Source organism: Kitasatospora sp. NPDC008050 (assembly GCF_042957465.1).
Lineage (GTDB): Bacteria > Actinomycetota > Actinomycetes > Streptomycetales > Streptomycetaceae > Kitasatospora.
This window is the reverse complement of the sequence record NZ_JBIBIJ010000006.1, coordinates 425,149-446,138: the sequence shown is the minus strand read 5'-3', so window position 1 is coordinate 446,138 and position 20,990 is coordinate 425,149. Positions and strand designations below refer to the sequence as shown.

Here is a 20,990-nt window from a genome sequence, read left to right as displayed (position 1 = left end):
AGCGGTCCTCCTTGTCGGCCGGTCCGGATCACTCGTAGTCCTCGTCGTCGTAGTCGTCGTCGCTGTACGGGTCCGGCGGCTCCACCCTGCCGTACACGGTCCACTGGTGCTGCGGCAGCACCGTCTCCTCGCCCTCGTCCAGCGGCAGGTCCAGCGGGATCCGCGGCGGGATGATCCTGGTCGGCGTCCAACGCACGCCACTCGGGAGCAGCAGTTCGAGCTCGTCCGGGCTCTGGGAGAGCTCCGACAGCAGCACCGCCCGGGTGCCTTCCGGCACCAGCAGGTGCACCCGCATCAGCCGCCCGCCGAAGGCCCCGTGCATCTGGCTGCGAACCGACACCGAGACATAGGTGGGCTCCTCGACGGTCTCGTCCACCCGCAGGTCCCGCGGGTGTCGCCCGAACCCGAAGTACGGCGCACCCCTGCTGACCAGGAGGTCCTCCGTCACGAAGCACTGCGAGATGGCATCGTCGATGTGCTCGATGTGCCCCGCGATCTGCTGCCCGTTCGGCATCTGACCGAGATCGAAGCCGGGGTCCTGGGCGAGCATGCGACGGGCGGCCTTGATCTCGAAGTACGAGACCTGATCGGCCACCTCACCGTCCCCCGACTCGCTCGCACCCGTGTAGAGCACCAGGGAGTCCCGCTGCTCCGCCAACTCGGCGACGGTGCCCTTCATCTCGTGCAGACCCGTCCGCCAGGCCTCGTCACGCGCCGCCCGCAGATGATCCGGCCCGAACAGCTCCAGGTCCGCGTAGCGCATCCGGAACTCGTGCGGCAGCGAGTTGAACTGATGCTCCGTCAACTCGAATCCATGCTGGAAGAACGCCTCGGCGGCCTGATGCGGCGCCATACCCTGCCAGCTCGCCGGGTCGAGCAGGTGCGGCGGGGTCGCACTGTTGTCCGTCTCCCAGCCCGGGTGCTCCTCGGCGCCGGTGTCGGCACTGGGGTTCAGAGCGCTCAGGATGTCGTCGGCGGTGAGCTGCTGGAACGCGGGCGTGAGCTGCTCCTCCTGCTGCGCCAGGTACTCCTGGTACGACAGGTACGCCTGATGTGCCTGGTACTCCTGGTGTGCCAACTCCTCCTGCTGTGCCAGGTACTCCTGGTAGTACTGACCGTCCTGCTGGTAGTGCTGCCCCTCCTGGTACTGCTGATGGTCCTGGTACTCCAGGTTCTCCTGGTAGTACTGACCGTCCTGCTGGTAGTGCTGACCCTCCTGGTAGTACTGACCGTCCTGCTGGTAGAGCTGCCCCTCCTGGTAGTACTGACCGTCCTGCTGGTAGAGCTGCCCCTCCTGGTAGTACTGACCGTCCTGGTCGTACTGACCCTCCTGGTGTGTGGGCTCCTCCTGGTGCTCGGGGTCCTGGTGCACCCAGTCCAGGAGCTGGGTCCCCCGGTGCTCGGGCCAGTAGCCCACGTTCGGAATGAAGTCGACCTCGGTCTCGTAGCGGCCGGTATCCGGGTTCAGCGTGGTTTCGCGCACCAACTCGACGCCCACGATGTAGCGCCCGTCGATCCCACCGGGGAACGCGACCTCCTCCTCCGCCTGACCGAGGGGCGAGTTCTCGAAGGTCGCCCGGACGTCGATGCCGCCGGGTGCATCGATCAGATAGCGGTACGTCCTGCCCCATCCGTCGTTCTGGTAGGTGGCCGAGCGCGTGGTACTCACGAAGATCGACGGCGAGTTGGAGTTCTTGTAGTCCTCCAGATCCGGGTACTGGTGATCCGCCAGCGGAACGAATCCGGTCCCGAAGACCTCCCAGTAGTCCTGGGAAGGCCGCGCCCGCTCCCAGCGGAACAGCAGGCTTGTGTCACGGCGCCACATCAACTGGTTCTCCTGCTGGGACTCCAGCAGCCTGTCCCGGTCGACCGCGACGACTGCTGCACCGGTGCCGTCCGGCGGCATGTCCTCGTGGACATCGACCAGGCCCGGCTCCGGCACGAAACCCCACCGCAGGTCCTCTGTACTGGCCAGCCTCACGTTCCGCGCTTCGAACGTCGCCGCGACCGCTGGGAACAACTGGACCGGGGGCTGCTCCTCGTACTCCCCCTGCTCCTCGTACCCCTCGTACCCCTCGTGCTCCTCGTGCTCCCCCTGCTCCTCGACCGAGCCGTCGCCGCTGCCGGCGCTGCCAACGCTGTGGTCGCTGTCGCTGTCACTGTCACTGTCGTCGTCGCTGCCGCTGGTCCATCCGCTGTTGTCCAGCGCGCGCGTCCCGGGCTGCGGATCGGCGGGGTGCGGGACGGTGCCATCGGTGCCCGCCGAAGCGTCGACGGGCAGTTCCTCGCCCACCGCGACGCCCTGGTGCTCCGGGTGGAACGTGCGGAACGCGCCGTCCGCTTCGCCCGGGGCCGGATTCACGTACAGGGTCGGGGCCGACGAACCGTCGGCGCTCTCCCGGGTGACACCGGCGGGACCCGTCGGGGCGTGCACCGGCAGGCCGGTCTCCTTGGCCACCGCTCCGGCCTGCTCGGCCGACTCGCAGCTGAGCAGGACGATCGACGCCGGCTTGCCCTGCGCCGCAGCCGTCCGCAGCGCGTCGACGCTGGGCCGGCGCCGCAGCAGGCCACCGAACGCGGTGCCGCTGACGGCCCGCACGGTGCTCCCGTCGGTCAGCGGGAGGTCGAACCCGTGGCGATTGGCGTGCCCGGCATAGAAGTAGGCGTGCCCCGGGTCCCACGGCACCGGCCGGAACTCCCCGGCCGGCCGGCCCTCACCGTCCCGGCGGGCGAACGACGCGAACTCGCCCAACCGGCGGTAGCTGCTCTCCCGCACCGCCCAGTCGCCGTCGTGGAACGCCGCCCGCCCACTCGCCCCGCCGTTGGCGTCGGTGATCGGCCGGAGGTGGATCTGCTCGTCGGCGACGATCCGCCCGTCCGGCAAGTGCACACCATCGGTCGGACCGGCAGGGTCCTTGGCCGGCGCCTCAGGATGCCGAGGTGTCGGCGCGGTGTTGTCCGTCTCCTCGGGAGCGATCTCCCGTGCCTTGAGCTTCACGAACGGCAGGTCGCCGGCCGTCCTTTCCGGCTTGCCCTCGGTGATCTCCAGCTGGGTACCGGGGAGGAAGAGGATCTCCTCCTCCTCCAGGTGTGAGGAGAAGACCGAGATGTCGCGCCCCATGGCGCCGGTAGCGTCCACCTCCAGCAGGAGCGGGTACTGGAAGCTCCTGGTGTACTTCTCCGTGAAGGTCAGCGCCTTGTCCCGGTTGGCGCTGAAGCTCGCGAACTTCCCGTACTTCAGGCTGGAACCGCCGTACGTGCGCCCGATCCGCCGACCGACCGAGGTCAGCGGGTTCCCCAGTGACCAGTCACCGCGGTAGACCGGTCCGGTCACCGGCGGCAACTGCCGCAGCGCGTCCAGCAGCATGTGGCTGTGCATCGCCATCTCGCTCTGGATCTCGGCCAACCGATCGGCGGGCAGCGCGATGGCGATGTGCCACGGGTTGGCGCGCGAGGTCAGGAGTCCGGACAGCTCCGGGGCCTGCTCGATCGACCGCGGCAGGGCGAACTCCGGATCGGCGTAGCGCCTGGCCAGCAGGCCTTGGATCTGCGCCCGGAGCGCCACCGCGGGAACGGCGCCGCGGTGCTCCAGCAGCACGTTGATCAGCGAGTAGGCCGGACCCGTGTAGGTGTACAGCGCCACGAAGTGCGCCTGGCTGAGGCGGTCGGTCACCTCCTTCACGTTCCCGATGCCGTTGCGTGCCATCCAGTCCTGGTAGACCTTGACGCCCGGCGCGGGGGCCGGCTCGGTCATCTCGAGCATCTCCCGGCGGTTCTCCGTCTCGGTGATGACCGCTTCGTCGACCTCCCGCGAGGTGCTGAGCCACTCCTGGTAGAGACGCTCGTGCGGCAGGCCGCTGGTCAGGGCCTCCGGCGCGGGGTGCGCGGGCGGCTGCGCGACTGTTCCCGGCTCCTCCAACAGCTCCGCCGGGGGACGCAGTTCCGACAGCGGGATCCCCGGCAGCTTCCGGTACAGCTCGGCCCCGTCGGCATACCCGTGGTCCGCCTCGGGGAACGCACCGGCGAGCCGCATCCCCGCCACCACCTCGTGCAGCGAGTGCTCGCCGCCCGGCAGCAGCCAGCCGTACAGGGCCTTCGCGAACTGGTCGTGGTTGTCCAGGCCGAGCCGTGTGTAGGCGTGCACGGCCTGCGCCGCCGCGCGGGACACCCCGGCGACCGTCCTGATGCCGCGGCCGGCGAGGTCCGCGTGCCAGGCGGCGTCGGGCTCCGGCAGGTCGACGGAGAGCGCGTGCGCCGGGTCGCCGGCGGCCAGGGTGTGGAAGGCCTCCAACACCTCGTGCAGGCTCCCGCCGTTGACGAGCTCGGTCAGCCCCTCGGCTCCCGTGGCCTCACCGAGTCGGCGCAGTGCCGCGCGGCTCTCCTCGATCACCCGGGGGTCACCGGCCGTCCAGGTGCCGAGCTGGGTCTCGAAATCGCTCGTGTGCCGCGGGTATTCGGGCTTGCCGAAGATCGCCGGCTGCACCACCTCGTTCCCCGCCCCGAACTTGACCGCCCCGGGCATGGGGTCGCGGATCGCGGCGACCGCCGGCGGCTGCTCGAAGTGTGCCGGCAGGGTGTCCGCCCCGAGCGTAGCGCCCAGCTCCGTCCTGACCGGGCCCCCGGTCGAGCCCTCGGCCGGGCGGCTGAGCTTGATCCACTTCCCGCCCGACACGATCGCGGGCTTCCCGTCCGCGGTGAGTCCGACCGTGGCGGAGACGATCAGATGCCCGGCGCCCGAGGGTGCGCTCACGCCCAGCGCGGGTTGCTTCGGGGCGAACCAGACCACGCCCTCCGGTACATAGGCATCGGCGGTCACGCCCTCGGCCCAGAGGTGTGTCATGACCTCCTCGATGTAGCCGGCCGGCAGGTCGCAGGCGACGAAGCGCAGCGGCTTGACGCCGTCCCAGAGATCGTCCCGGCGCAGCTCCAGGATCCGCTCGGCCAGGCGCTTGGCCGAGACCGGGTAGGGGCCGCCCAGCGTGACCCGACCGTTCAGGGTGTGCATCGCCAGGGTCTGGTACTCGTCGGCGTGCGGCAGGCGGTCCAGCGCGGCCATGGCATTCAGGTGCTCGACCGGGTCGGTGTGGTGCCTGCCGATCCAGAACACCCGGCGCCAGGCCGTGACCACCTGATCGGGTGTCACCCGATGGCCGTGCACCTTGAGCTCGTCGACCAGCCGGACCAGCCGGTGCAGTTGCTGCGGGTCGGTGACGGTCGGGGCGGTCGGACCGTCCAGGTCGCGGACGTACCGCTCCAGGTCGGCCCGGGTCACCTCCTGCTCGTGCGGCAGCTTCAGCGCGGCCCGGACCACGTCGACGGCGCGCCGCATCCGGCTCAGGTTGGTCAGCGTCAGGTGCTGCGGGCCGCCGTGCAGGTCGGCGGCGAGCTTGGCCGCCTGCCAGGCGTTCTGGACGGCAGGCGCAAGGCCCGCGCCGAGGTGTTCGGAGAGCGGGCGGGCATGGTCGGCGCCGATGACCTGGGCCAGCGGCCAGAGGTCGTCCTTGGTCCGCAGCTCCTTGATGTTCGAAAGACGGGCCAGGGCCCGGTTGAGCCCCTGCTCCTCAGGGGTGCTGTGGGGGAACGGCGGCACGAACGCGGGCTCCGTCAGGTCGATCTGCTCGACGTCGTGGAGTTGCCCGGCGTACGGCCTTTCCTCGATGCCGCGCCGGGTCACGTTCAGCTTGGTTCCCGGCTTGAGCAGGACCTCCCTCTCACCCCCGAAGACCGAGAACGGTGCGACGTCCCGCCCGCCGCCGGCACCCGTCAGCTCGATCCTCTTCAGCACCGGGTGGGAGAGGAGGGAGGAGCTGTCCGCACCGGCGAACCCCAACGCCGTGTCCATCTCCCTGCTGCTGCTTGCGAACTGGTTCACCCGGCTCCGCCGGGAGCCCAGCGCCGAGTTGATCCGGGTGACCTCCTTGCTCAACGGGCCCAGCGCCCGCTCGCCGCGCCAGAGCTCCGCGGTGACGGGGGGCAGCTTGTCCAGGGCCTCCTCGATCAGGTCGCGGTGGACCAGGACCTCCTTCAGGATCCCGGGCAGGATCAACTCCACCGCCTGGAGCTGCTGGGCGCGCAGCCGAAGGAGCGCGGCCGGGCCCATGGTGGTCGTGTCCCAGTTCAGCAGCATGGCGTACCCAGGGTGCTGGCTCAGGATCGGCGGCAGGGCTCCGGAGTCGATCAGCATCGAGATGATCTGAGTCCTCAGCGCGAGGCTCTGGGCCCCTCCTTCGGCGCGGATCACCGCGTTGATCAACGGGAAGGCCGGCCCGGTGTACACCGCCAGGGCCTCCGAGTGCGCGATGGTCAGCTGCTCCAGCATGTCGTCGGCGTCCACGCCGTTCTCGATGACCCACCGCTCGGCCAGTGTCCGCTCTTCGAGGGTCCCCAGCGCGGGGTTGCGGAAGACCTCGCGCAGATGCAGCGCCGCGGCCCGACCGCTGGGGCCCGGCTCACCGAGACCGCCACCGGTCGCCCGGTCGGCGTGGATCAGGGCGTGGTAGGCCGCCTCGTGCGGCAGCATGCCGTTCTCGCCCGCGTTGGCGCGGATCGACTCCTGGGTGAGGCCGGGGATGTGCTGGTACATCAGCGCGGCGTCCTTGAGCGCCTGCTTCGGCATCGGCGGCAGCAGGTCCAGCAGTTGCGCGCCCTTGAGGATCTCGTAGAGCGAGTGGTCGCCGAGCGGCAGCATCCAGCCGAACAGGGCGAGCAGCATGTCGCCGTGCTCGATGCCCGGGACCTTCAGCAGCTGGAACGCGTTCAGCATCTTGGCCGTGGTGGCCGAGATGCCGGCGACGACCAGCATGCCCTTCTCGTCGTGCACCGCCTGGTACCAGGCGGACTTCTCGTTGGGCCGGAAGTAGTCCTTGCCGCCGAGCCAGTGGACCACGGTCTCGGCGCCGGAGACCTGGACGCCCCGCTGTCGCTGGTAGTCGATCTCCCGCACGGAGAGCGGCATGCCCTGGCCGTGGTAGTACTGGACGGTCCTCGTGGCCGGGGCGGGGTCGCGGTCCTCCTCGGGAAGCCGGGAGCGGCTCTGGAGGCTGTTCACATACGTGACCCCGCGCTTGAGCCACTCCGGGGACTGCTTGATCACGTTGCCGGTGCCGAACACGTCGTAGGCGAACATGGTGGCCTGCCCGGGCGCGACCGTGTTGAGCACCTCCTTCAGCAGCTGGCGCGGGGTGCCGTTCAGGAAGTCGGCCTGCTGGCGCAGTTCGGCCAGGTTGAGCCCCATGCTGCGGGCCTTCTCCTCGGCCCGGGCCTCGTCATCGTCCAGGAGATTCTTCAGGACCTGCTTCAGGTTCAGGTTCGAGTCGCTGAAGTAGGCCCCGTTGAACAGCGCGGTCATCAGCTCACGGGTCGAGCCGGTGTTGATCATCTCCTCGAACTGGGCCAGCGTCAGGTTGGTGCCGACCTGTCCGGCGGAGCTCGGGTCGTCCTTCATGAAGGCCTTGGCGACCTCGAGGACCTCCTGCGGCGTCCGGGCCGAGCGTGCGGCCTTGAGCGCCTCGAAGAGCCTGCGCACCGTGGCCCGCGCCGCGGCCTGGGCCCTGGGGTGGTGGTAGGCGTAGACGCCCAGCCGCTGCTCGAACTCCTGGGCCTTGTCGGCGTGCGTGGCGCTGTCGTAGAGCAGCTTCTTGTTGCCGAAGGCGGTCGCGTGCTCGTGCGGCCCGGTGATCGGGAACTCCTCGGTCGGCGCCGGCAGCTGCGGCTCGTCGGGGTGGGGCGCGAGCGGCGCCGCCTGCACCTCGTGCTCGCCCGCGGCCATCGTGAGCCGCTCCCACCCCCCGTCGTCGCCGGGCACGACCCGCACGACGCCGTTGTGGTCGACGCCGACGTTCGCGCTCACCACCAGGCGGCCCTGGTGGTCGCCCGCCGCCGCGTCCTGCGAGTGGAGCACCCAGACCGTCCCCTTGGGCACGTCGGCCTCAAGCGGCAGGTCGGGACGCAGCTTCCGGATCTCGCGCAGGACCTCGGCGGCGAAGGAGCGCGCGGAGTTCGTGCCCGCGTTGCAGGCCACGAACCGCAGCCGGCGACCGTCCCACACGTCCGGGTGGAGCCCCACCAGCGACTGCGCCACCTCCGCCGCGGTCAGCGGACGGCCGCGCCAGGTGGGCGCGCCGTCAGGCCTCGTGCTGTGGTAGGCGACGGTGAAGGCGTTGGGGTCGTCGGGCATGTGCCGGATCCCCTCCGCGGTCGCGTGCCAGCTGGGGCGGGACATCGAGGGCGATTCCAGCCAGTGGATCCCGGTCGGGCCCTGGGCCGTCCGCAGGGCCTCGGTCACCGCCGCGACGGTTCCCTCGGGCTCGGCCACCGGGACCGGCGGCCTCTCGGTCCCGCGGAACTCGATCTCGTGCCCCGCCGACATGGTGAGGAACTCGTCCTCGCCGAAGTACAGCGTCCCGAAGTCCTCGTGCAGTCGGCTCTGCAGGAACGTCCCGAACACCCGCTGAATCGGGACGTCCTGGACCGTCACCCAGTACGGGCCGCCATTGGCATCCTCGTCCGTCGGCTCCTTGAAGGGCGTCAGCAGACTGAACGACTCGGCCGGACCGCGCGGCAGGGTGATCGGCTCGGCGAACGCCGGCTCGCGGGTGTTCGTCTCCGTCCGGACGAACTCCCGGTTCTCCAGGCGCATCAGCCGGAGCGTTCCACTCTCGTGGTCGACGTTGGGCAGCCTGCTCGACGTCAGGAACTCGTAGGTGAAGACGTGTTGGGCGACCAGGCTGCGGATCCTCTGCTTGGTGTAGCCGACGAAGTGGTAGTCGTGCGCGCGGGCATCCACGCTCGTCCAGGTCCGGGCGTCCTTGAGCCGCAGGCTGAGCTCCGCCCGCCAGGAGTACTCGTGCTCCCCTTCCGGCTGGGGGCGTGAGTGGGCGTAGAACAGTTTCGCGATGGCTGAGAACGGCTTCCAGGAGCCGTAGCTCTGGTCCTGGGCCCAGGCACGGATGAATTCGGAGTCACCGCCCAGCGTGTCCAGCCAGTGGTAGAACCGGTTCGACGCACCGTCGGGTCCACGCAGCGTGCCGCCGTCGTACTGGGGCACCTCGACACCGTCGGACCTGGTCTCCGTGGGTGTCTCGTCCTCCACCAGCCGGGCGCCGGCGCCGTTCCCGCCGTCGTCCGCGGGCACCTGCCGGACAGTCAGCTCCCGGGGGAACATCTCGCCCACCGTCGTGCCGCGCAGGCGCATCTGCAGGTGCAGGAACTCCTCGATGTACATCGGTGACCAGTGGTCGCCGCTCAGCACCGCGTGGGTGCGCAGCAGCGTTGCGGCCGCCGTCGCCCCGGGGTTCGCCTCCAGCATCGCGCGGGCACCGGCGACGAGTTCGTCCAGTCGCACCTGTGCGTGCCCGAGGCGCTGCTCGAAGCGGCTGTTGAGGGTCAGCATGACGTCGAACTCGGCGTCACCCCAGGGACCTTCGTGCCGCGGCTCATCCGCCCCGGGCCAGTCGACCAGGATGCCGTTGAAGAGCCCGAACTCGGACAGGAGGCTCCGGTTCTCCGGCCAGAGGGCATCGGCGCCGAGGTCACGGTTCGTCACCGCGAAAGCGTCCTGCGGCCACGGCTCGAACACCGGCGGATCCGCCGGGAGGTGCAGCACGGGCGGCTCCGCCACCGGTGACTGGAGGACCTCCGCCTCCAACTGCTCGGCGGGGTGCTGCGGGGCCTCGTGCGACGGGGCGGGGTGCTGCTCCGACAGGGTGAGCGAGGTCTGCAGCGTATCGAGCACCGGCGGCGTGGGCTGTGTCAGGAGGGGCACCTGCCTCGCCGGCGGGTCCACGTACGTGTCCCAGTCGTCCTCGGAGCTCTCCTCCGAGTCCGAATACGCTTGCGTGCCGAACTTGACGGCGCCCTCCGGGCGCCCGTGCTGGGCCCGGGCCCCCTCCTCGGGCGTCGTGGTGCCGTAGTGGTCCGGCAGCTTCCTCGTACTTCCGTCGGACAGCAGATGGGCGTCCAGCCTCTCGACGACCGGGGGCTGCGAGGCGTCGTCCGGGCGGCTGACCTTCAGCCAGTGGTTGCCGGGGACCATCACGGGACGTCCGTCCGCGGTGAGGGCGATGTCCGCCGTCACCACCAGGTGGCCGGGCCCCTGGGTGTCCGCCTCGCCGTGCTCGGAGTACGACGGGCCGAACCAGACCGGACCGTCACCCACGAACGCCTCGACGGTGATACCGCGCTTGCGCAGCTCCGCGAGCACGGCGTCGACGTAGTCGACCGAGACGCGGCCCAGGTCACAGGCCACGAAGCACAGCGGCTTCTGCTCGTCCCAGTTTTTCCTCGGCACCTGTGCGATCAGGTCGTCGGCGAAGTCACCGGGCTCGATCGGCCTCCCCCCACGGGTCGGCCGGCCGTCGGCCGCGGTGTGCATGGCCACCGGCGTCCAGGCGGCGTCCCGCGGGAACCGGTCGAGCGCGGCCTGGGTCAGCGCGTGCTGGACCGGATCCGGATGCCGGTCGCCGATCCACGGCACCGGCGGCACCAGGTGGGCCGGCTCGGACTGCTCGGAGAGCCACCAGCCCTCGTGGTCGCCGATCGGGGCCGGCCCCTCGTCGTGCGGCTGGAGCAAGTGCTCGACGCTCGGCGGGAGTTCGACCACGGTGGTGGTTCCGTCGTTCTCCAGGCGGGTCCGGGTCACGCCCGTGACCAGCGCGCGCAGGTCCTCGCGCCCGGCCAGGTGGTGCAGCGCGGCATGCCAGACCTGCTCCGGCTGCGGGTGCTGCGCGATCACCTCGTGCACCTGGGTCAGGTGCAGGTCACCGTTGCGGTTGTACAGGTCGCGGACCAGGGTGTGCACCACCCGCTGGGTGAACTCCAGCGTCTCCTGGGCCGACCACTCCCGCGGCACCTCGGTGTGCTCGGGGTGCAGCCAGCTGCCGTCGGACTCCATGGTGATCTTCGTCTGGTCCAGCGCCGGCAGGTCGGAGGCGCTCTTGTAGCCGAGCTTCTTGGCCACCGGCGACACGCTCTCCGGGCCGGTCCGCAGCATCACCGAGTTCCGCCGGACCCTCAGCTCCGGGATCGTGTGGAAGTTCCGGTGCAGGAACTCGGGCACCTCGTGGTACAGCTCGGCCTGCGTCTTGCGGTAGTTCTCCCGGATCTCGTCCCGCAGCCCCAGGAGGTACGGGTGCCCCTTGGGCGCGACGAAGGCGGAGTTGCCGAAGGTGCCCACCTTGCCGCTCTCGCCGGCCTTGGCGTGCACAGCGAAACCGGCCTCGGTGCCCCCGACCTCGTACAGGTCGTCCAGCGAGAGGATCTGGTTGTCGCCGTCGCTGTAGAGACCGCCGAACTCCTCGCCGATCACCACCCGGAAGGCGTCGCTGGCCGCGGCCTTGCCCGGCCCGGTCTGCTTGGCCAGCTCGGTCAGCACCTCACTGTGCAGGCTCATCGGCCGCTCGCTGTGGAACACCTCGAACGGGTTGACCAGACGGATGCCGCGCTCGCCGGCCCACTGGAGCATCTTCCAGGCGTCGGCCAGCTGGGGGTCCTGCGGCGCCTCGGTCAGGTCGCGGACGGCGGCGAACCGCTCACGGGGCACGTCGGTCCACAGGACGAACGCGGCCTCGTCCTTGAAGTACCTCGCCGACTCCCCGTACCCGTTCCAGAAGTTGGCGGAGATCCCCTGCTCGCGGAACGGGCCGAACCAGATCGCGTGCACCACCAAGGGGATCTGCACCCGCGGGGAGTCCAGCTCGGGCGCGTCGGTACTCGGCGCCCACTGGGTGTTCTCCCGCTCGTGGACGGTGCTGAAGGTCCCGGGCTGCTTCTCCCACGTCGGCGCCGTCGGGTCCATCAGTGTGGGGTCGGCGTCATGGCGCATGTCCATCGCGTCCATGAAGTGCCACAGCTGATCCGCCGTCAGATCGTGGTAGTCGTAGGCCCTTCCGGTGGCCGGGTCGGTCATGAACTCCGGCGCCGGACGCGGCTGCAGGATCCCGAACAGGTCGGCACCGAACGGCCCCGGCTGCTGCTCCAGCTCCCGGAGGTCCGCCACCGTGCTGGTGTCGCCGAGGTCCTTCAGCAGTTCGTGCCCGCCCTGGTACGGCGCGGTGCGGTCCCGCTTGTCGCCGAAGACCATCGCGTCGGGGTGCTTGTCGGTGATCGGGTGATTCCTGGTCGCCACCAGCGGCATCGGCTGGTCGGGGTGGGGCGCGAGCGGTGTCACCAGCACGTCGTTGCTGTGCGCGGGGAGCACGATCTTCTGCCAGTGACCGTCGGCTGTGACCCGCATCCTGCCGGACGCGTCGATGCCGACCTTCGAACTCACCACCACGCGGCCCTGGTGGTCACCTGCCAGCGGGTCAGCCGACTTGACCACCCAGACCGGCCCGGTGGGCGCATGGGCCTCAAGCAGCACATCCGGACCGAGCAGCTTGCGCAGCTCCTTCAACACCTCGGCAGCGTAGGAGTCGGTCTTGCCCAGACCCGTCTCACAGGCCACGAACCGCAGCGGGCCGCCGTCCCACACGTGGTCGCGCCGAAGGATGAACAACGTCTGGGCCATCTCGGCGGCGGACAGCGGCCGCCCGTTCCAGGTCGGAGCGCCCTCGACCGCCGAATTGCTGTGGTAGGCGACGGTGAAAGCACCCGGGTCCTCGGGAAGGTGCTTCAGCACCTCCTCGGTCGCCAGCCGACGCGCGTCGTCCATCGAACGATCGGCGAGCAGGTGGACGCCGGTCCGCTCGTGGCTGCTCCGCATCGCCTGGACCAGCTCCGGGGCGAAGTGCGCGGGATCCGCCGACGGGATCGGCGGTGTCACCTTCTCCAGGAACGTGATGTCGCTGCCCGCCGACATGGCGACGAACTCGTCCTCACCGTAGAACAACGTCTCACGGTCGTTCGACTTCCGGGTCTGCAGATGCGTCCCGAACACCCGCTGGATGGGCATCTCCTGGACTGTCACCCAGTACGGGGACTCCTCCGGCGCCTTGGACTTCGGCCTGGCCGGCGCGTTGGCCGACTCCGAGTCGGAGTCCGGGCCTGAATCCGAGTCCGGGTCCGGGTCCGGGTCCTTGAACGGGTCCGGGTCCGGGTCCGGGTCCGGGTCCGTGTCCGGGTCCTTGAACGGATCATTGGCCTTGGCCAGCGCCCGAGCCTCGGCCGCGGCCTTCGCCTCAACCGTGGCCTGAGTCTTGGCCTCCGCCTGAGCCTCGGCCCTGGCCTCGGCCTTGGCCTCGGCCTGCTCGTGGGCCACGATCGGGGCCGGGTCCTTGAACGGGTTCAGCAGACTGAACGACTCCGCCGGACCGCGCGGCAACGTGATGCGCTGCCCGTCAACAGGATCCCGGTTCCCGTTCTCGGCCGTGATGAAGTGCTGGTTCTCCAGGCGCAGCAGCTTGATCGTCCCGTTCTCGGGATCGACGTTCGGCAGCTCGGTCGTCGTCAGGAACTCGTACGTGAACACGTGCTGAGCAACCAGCGAGCGGATCAGCGAGCTGTCGTAGCTGATGAGGTCGAATTCGACAGGGCCATCGTCATCCACGAGCCTTGCGCTTCCGGCCTTCTCCACCGGATTGCCGGACCCGAACCAGGAGTACTCCGTCATCGCCTCCTCGCCGGAACGGACGTGGGAGAAGAACAGCTTCACCCTGACCGAGGACTCGGTCCACGAACCGCCTCCCTGCTCGTCGCCCCAGGTTTCGATCTCCTGGGGATTGCCGTCCAGTGCCGCCAGCCACCTGTAGAAACGGCTCGACGCACCCTCCGGCCCGGCCATCGAGCCGCCCTCGACATCCACGGGCACCGGAACGCCGTCAAGCTGCCTCGGCGCCCAGAGCGTCTCATCGCCCTCCAGCAGGTAGCCGTACTTGTGGCTCTTGCCCACGGGCGTCTCACGCGCGACCAGCTTCCGCGGGAAGCTCTCCGGCACATCGCTGGCCCGCAGGCGCATCTGCAGGTGCAGGAACTCCGTGATGTACGCAGGCGACCACCTGTCCTCGCTCAGCACCCGGTGGGTGTCCAGCAGCTTCTCGGCCGCCTTCGCCCCAGGGTTCGCCACCAGGAACGCCTCGGTGCGTTCGACGAGCTCGGTCAGTCGCTGACCGGCCTGCTCGGCACGCGTGTCGTAGTCCGCACGGAGCCTGCCCAGCACTCCGTAGTCGTCATTGCTCAAGTGCGCGCCCCGCGTGCGGTCGGTCGCATGCCAGTCGAGCAGTGTGCAGGTTCCCATCGCCTGGGCGTCGTTGTGGCGGTTGGCGGCGTCATAGAGGATTCCGAACTCGGAAAGGCTTGACGCGCTGTCCGGCCAGAGCCTGTCGGCGGAGAGGTCACCCTCCACGGCCGTGAAGGCGTCCTCCCGCCACGGTGCGACCGGCAGCGGGTCCGCGTGGGCTTCGAGCGCGTGCAGCGGAGCTTCCTCGTGCTCGAACTCGAGCTCGTGCGGCGGAGTCTCCTCGACCGGCGACTGAGGCTGCTCCTCCTCGGCGGCGTCCACATGCCCCGCCCCCTGCGGCGGGGTGACGGTCGTTACGTGCGTGTTCTGCTGATCGGCCGTGTTCCCTCCGGTATCCCAGTCGTCCTCGTCGTCCACGTGCGTCGCGAACTTGGCGGCACGGTCGGCTCCGTCGTGGCCCGGCCGCTGCTGCGTCAGCTGCTCCTTCTCCGCGTGGCCGTACCCGGCGGGCAGCTCCTGCTTGACCACCCGCGGCTCGTGGGACGGGCCGTCGAACTCCAGCCAGTCACCACCCGGGGTGATCGCCGGCCTGCCGTCCGGACCGAACCCGATCTGGTCCGCCGAGACCAGATGCCCCTCGGCATCCGGCAGCGGCCTGCCCGCCTCGTCCAGCTTCGGCGCGAACCACACCGACTTGGTCGCCGCCCGCGCCTTCGCCTCGATTCCCAACTCCGCGAGCTTCTCCAACACCTTCGGGACATAGCTCCGCGCCTGCGTCAGACCAAGACCACAGGAGACGAACTCGATCCGATCAGTACCGTTCCACTCCTTGGAATCACGCCACTTCTTCAGCAGCCCGGCGAATTCCTCCGCACTGATCGGCCGCCCATCCCGAACCGGCAACCCCGTCCGCGGATCCGTGTGCACCGCAACCGTGAACACACCCTCCCGCACCGGCAGATGCTTCAACGCATGCAGCACCGCCGCATCCGCCGCGTCCGACCCGGTCGAGCTCCTGATCCACCGACCGTGCGCACCACTGCCGACGTCCGACAACGGCACACCCTCATGCGCGGACGCATCCATCCCACCCGGGACGTGCTGCTGCCCCGAGCCCTGGAGATCCGACACCTCGCCGCTGCCACCGTGGTCCGACGCGGCCACCTCCCGCTCCGGCACACCGAAGGAGACAGCCCCCAGAGCGGTCACGGGCATCCCCTTGCCCGCGGGCGACGCGGACGACTCGGCCGCCGCCGCGAGCTCCTTCTCCACCAAGAGGGTGTAGTGCTGCGTGTCGACCTCGCGCGGCCTCACCCCGCGGGCCACGAACCGCAGCGGGCGGCCCACCCAGTAGTCACTGCCATGCAGGCGAAGCAGCGCCGTAGCCGTCTCCGCCGCGGACAACGGCCGCCCGTTCCAGGTCGGAGCACCCTTGATCGCCGAGCTGCTGGAGTAGACGACGGTGAAGGCCTCAGGCTCCTCGGCAAGGCCATCGAGCGCCGTGTCGACAGCGAGTCGGCTCGCGTCGTCCGAGGCAGGATCGGTGAGCCGGTGGACACCTTGCTTCCCCGGGACGGACTGCATGGCATCGGCCACCACCGGGGCCACGCGCGCGGGGTCCACCGACGGGACCGGCGGAACCTTCTTCTCCCAGAACTCGATGTCGTGGCCCGCCGACATGACGAGGAGTTCGTCCTCGCCATGGAATATCGTCCTGCGATCCTCCGTCCACCGGGTCTGCACCCAGGTCCCGAACACCCGCTGGATGGGCAACTCCTGGACCGTCACCCAGTGCTGGTACAGGCGCCCTTCTTCCTTCACCTTCGGGTCCGGGTCCTGGAAGGGGCGGAGCAGGCTGAAGGACTCGGCCGCACCGCGCCGAATCGTGACGTTCTGCCTCGGTTCGGTGAGTTCGAAACGCGTCTCCTCGTTGCCCTTGTGATCCTTGACGATCTGCTGGTCCTCCAGGCGGAACAGCCTGATCGTCCCGTTCTTGGGATCGACGTTCGGCAGCTTGGTCCTGGTCAGGAACTCGTAGGTGAACACGTGCTGAGCGACGAGCGAGCGGATCAGCCGGCTGTCGTAGCGGACGAGGGTGTAGGAGAGCGTGTCGTCCTCATTGAACTTCCAGCCTCCGGCAACCTCTCCCGGAACGCCCTTGTGCCAGGCGTACTCCTTCATCGCCCCTTCCCCACCGGGGCGGAAGTGGGCGTAGAACAGCTTCGCCAGGACCGGAGTACCCGTCCACGAACCGGCTCCCTGGGAGTCGCCCCAGGCTTCGATGAAGTCAGGGCTTCCGCCCAGGTCCTCCAGCCACCGGTAGAACCGGCTCGACGCACCGTCCGGCCCGACCATCGAGCCGCCTTCGATCTCGGGTGCCGGGACAAGGTCCTCCGGCCTCGGGGTCCAGGGCGTCTCGTCGTCCACCAGTCGGCTGCCCCCCTCAGAGCTCACACTCTTGGGCACCTCACGCGCGATCAGCTCCTGTGGGAACTTCTCCGGCACGTTGCTGGCGCCCAGGCGCATCTGCAGGTGCAGGAACTCCTCGATGTACGCGGGCGACCAACCGTCGGTGTGCAGCGCCCTGTGGGTGTCCAGCAGCTTCTGAGCCGCCGCTGCCCCAGGGTGCTCCTGCAGGAACGTCTCGGTGCGCTCGACGAGGGTGGCCAACCGCCGCTCGGCCTGCTCGGCACGCGTTTTGAATGCCTCGCCGAGACTGTCCACAACACCGGAATCGCCCGAGTTCAGGTGACGTCCCTGAATGATGTCGGACGAACGCCAGTCGAGCAGTGTGGCGTTGCTGAAGAACTTCTCGCCGCCCGGCCCGCCGTCCTCTGCCGCGAACAGGTTGTCGTTGAAGATTCCGAACTCGGAGAGGCTCGACTCCCGGTCCGGCCAGAGCTGGTCGGCCGAGAGGTCGCCGTTCGTGCCCTCGAAGGCGCCCACCGGCCACTCTGCCACCGGCTGCGGTTCGGCGTGAACCTCAAGCGCCGGCGGTGCTTCCGCGACCGGCGACTGCGGCTCCTCCTCGTGCTCGTGCCCGTGCTCCGCTTCCTGCTGGTGCTGCTGCTCCTGCTGGTGCACCACCTGCTCGTGCTGCGGCGCGACATGGCTGGTCTGCAGGGAGAGCGAGGTCTGAAGCGTGGAGGTCACCGACAGCGTGTTGTGCGCCGGGGCAGGCGTGGAGCTCTCGGCCGGCTCCTCATCGTCCCAGTTGTCGCTGTCCTCCCCCTCGTCCGAGTCCGAGGCCTGCCTGCGGCGGATCGCGGCCAGAGCCCCCTCGTCCATGAACTTGGCGGCACCCTCGGGCAGTTCCGTCGAACCGTCGGCGAGCCGCCGCTTGGCCAGCTCCTCCTCACTCGCATGCCCGTACCCCTCAGGCAGCTTCTGCGCGACCACCCGCGGCTCGTGGGACGGACCGTCGAACTCCAGCCACTCACCACCCTCAGTGATCGCCGGCCTGCCGTCCGGACCGAACCCGATCTGGTCCGCCGAGACCAGATGCCCCTCGGCATCCGGCAGCGGCCGCCCCTCCTCGTCCAGCTTCGGCGCGAACCAGACCGACTTGGTCGCCGCCCGCGCCTTCGCCTCGATCCCCAACTCCGCGAGCTTCTCCAACACCTTCGGGACATAGCTCCGCGCCTGCGTCAGACCAAGACCACAGGAGACGAACTCGATCCGATCAGTACCGTTCCACTCCTTGGAATCCCGCCACTTCTTCAGCAGCCCGGCGAATTCCTCCGCACTGATCGGCCGCCCATCCCGAACCGGCAACCCCGTCCGCGGATCCGTGTGCACCGCAACCGTGAACACACCCTCCCGCACCGGCAGATGCTTCAACGCATGCAGCACCGCCGCATCCGCCGCGTCCGACCCGGTCGAGCTCCTGATCCACCGACCGTGCGCACCACCGCCGAAGTCCGACAACGGCACACCCTCATGCGCGGGAACCGGCGCGGTCGGGAGGTCCGCCGTCAGAAAGTGGTCGGCCGTCAGGGGGTGGTCGCGCAGCGGGGCGCCGTCCTCGCTGAGCGTTTCGATATCGGCCAGGTAGCGGTGCGGAACGGCCTGGGTGACGGGGTTGATGACATCCGCCATCAGCCCGGTCCTGTGGGACTTCGCCTCCGTGTTGCGGAACAGCGAATCCTCGTTCTCCTTCTCGTCCGTCAGACCCGCGTAGTGCAGCAGCTCGTGCAGCACCACCGCGTTCTTGTGCTGCAGATCCAGCTGCCACTGATCGGCACGCTCCAGACCGGTGCGCCTCGACACCGGAGTGTCGGTCAGCTTGATCGCCTCCGGATCCGCCGGATCGTGGCGGAAGTTCACCTCGAAGTGCAGCTGGTCCTTCGAACGCGGCAGCACATGCCCGACATTCAGGTACCGGTCGAGCAAGCCGGTGGCCCGCTGCTGGAAACCTTCCAACTGCCCGTGCGACATGCCCGTTCCGTACTTCACCGGCAGATCGAACGAGATCACCCGCACCCAACGACCGTCATTCGCCTGGATCCGACGCACCGAGTTACGGACATACACCATCCGACCCTTCATGGCGGGAGGAACCCTCCCACCATGCACAGGGTGCGGCTCGAACTCCTTGAGATCCTTGGCATCCGGCGCGAAACGCTCCGTACGACGCTCCACCCACGGCGCGGAATCACGACGCGCCCGCCACTGATCCACCGTGACCGGATTCTCCACCGGATGCGCCCATTCGGAACCCCGATGAGCCGCGACGATGTCGTGCAACGTACCCGACACCTTCTCCGGAAGGTACAGACCCTCGCTGTGCTCGGGCGCCTGCGCCGGCGGGTGCTCGCCCTGGACGGGCTCCGGGGTGGCGGTGACCTGAAGGAAGGGCAACCCGGTGGTGCGGGCTCTGGCGACCTCCCGCGTGGGCCCGGTGTCCTGGAGGGCACTGTCGGGCCCGTACACCGCGGAGGCGAGAGTATCAACGCCGGAACGGAAGTGGGTCACCCTCGCGGTGGCGTGCGACGGCAGCTCTTCGCCGGGCCGGCCGTGGATGGCGATGTCGACGCTCTCCGGTATCAGGAGCTCGCCGCGCTCGTTGAAGAGCGTCAGGGCCGTGGTGACCGAGCGCAGGGGATCACCGTGCTGGTCGAGGATCGTGAAGGTGGTCTGAGCCGTCGGGTAGAAAGGCTCGCCCTGAGTGGTCCAGAGCTTGGCCAGGTAAGGCGGATCCTGCATGGTGACCCCGGCGAGGGCCTCCTGCACGGTCCTGCCGTTCCTGCTGGACAGCTCGGACGGTTCTGCCGCATGGCTGTAGAGCGAGAGCACGCTGGCAGCCGGCCTGTACGGATCACCGACACGCTCGTACAGCGTGGTCGTGGTGCTGACCAACCGCAGGGGGCGGCCCAGGTGGTCGAGGAGCACGGGGGTGCTGTGCTCCCCCGGCACGGCGGTGGCCGCCAGCAGCGTCCTCCTGACCCGGGCCTCCTCCGCGTGCTGCAGCGTCTCCGTATAGAACTTCCTCCACTCATCCCGGAGTGTGACGAGTGGGATCGGCTTGTCATCATCGCCGAACGCCGGCTTCTGGTAGACGTGGCTCTCGGTGGTGCAGACGACCGCCTTCCCCATGGGATACCCGTTGACGGTGTTCCCCAGCTGCTCCACGTACCGGTGGCGCAGATTCTGGAGCGCCTCGTCGTACGACTCGCCGATCCGGTCCCACGTCTTGACGCCCGTGGAGTCCACCTTGACGCCCATGGAGTCCAACCAGGTTTCCGTGGGCACGGGACCTTCGGGATGCATCGACGGATCGAAGACCATCTCCGTGGTGGTCTCCTGGCCGTGGTCCTGCACGTGGACGACCACCGCGACGTGGTGCGTCCATACGAGCTCGCGAGGCTGCCCCGGAAGTGCGCCACGGGCGTTGCCGGACTCCACCTTGAGGAGCGGCATCCCGAAGTAGCCGACGCGGGTGACCCAGATCTTCTTGTTCGCGACGCCCTGGCCGTCCAGGTGCTGAGCCATCTGGTCGGCCCGGTTGTAACAGCCGTCCTCGACGAACTCGAACGGGATCGTCCACTGCGACCGGTCGATGGTGGCGATGTTGGCCCTGGTGAGCTCGGTGAACCTGCGATCCGTGATCTGCCGGAACAGCTCCCCGGCTCGTTCCGTCGTCACGGACTCCAGCGGGTGCTGGTCGTGCGAGGTGTCCGCCGGAAGCTGGTGCGGGGCCGCCGGGGCCTGCTCGTGTGGGGCGGCTGCGGGCTGGTCGGGCGCGTTCGCGAACTTGGCCTGGCCAGGCAGGCTCTTGGTCAGCTTCTCCTCCGTCGCATGCCCGTACCCCTCAGGCAGCTTCTGCGCGACCACCCGCGGCTCGTGGGACGGGCCGTCGAACTCCAGCCAGTCACCGCCCTCAGTGATCGCCGGCCTGCCGTCCGAACCGAACCCGATCCGCTCCGCCGAGACCAGATGCCCCTCCGCGTGCGGCAGCGGCCGCCCCTCCGCGTCCAACTTCGGCGCGAACCACACCGACTTGGTCGCCGCCCGCGCCTTCGCCTGGATCCCGTACTCCGCGAGCTTCTCCAGCACCTTCGGCACGTAACTGCGCGCCTGGGTCAGACCAAGCCCACAGGAGACGAACTCGATCCGGTCAGTCCCGTTCCACTCCTTGGAATCACGCCACTTCTTCAGCAGCCCCGCGAAGTCCTCCGCACTGATCGGCCGCCCATCCCGAACCGGCAACCCCGTCCGCGGATCCGTGTGCACCGCAACCGTGAACACACCCTCCCGCACCGGCAGATGCGCCAACGCACGAAGCACCGCCGCATCCGCCACGGCCGACCCGGTCGAGCTCCTGATCCACCGACCGTGCGCACCACTGCCGACATCCGACAACGGCACACCGTCATGC

Annotated in this window: 1 protein-coding gene (running past one end of the window); it reads right to left on the bottom strand. The window is 69.3% G+C overall.

Translation table 11 applies throughout. The features are described from left to right. Window positions 1–28 precede the first annotated feature (28 nt). Window positions 29–20,990: the 3' portion of a protein-glutamine glutaminase family protein gene (locus tag ACFZB9_RS15650; protein WP_391447334.1), read on the bottom strand. Its footprint extends 24,221 nt past the window's final position; the window shows 20,962 of its 45,183 coding nt (coding positions 24,222–45,183); its start codon lies off the right edge, out of view — the gene reads right to left on this strand; it ends in the stop codon at window positions 29–31.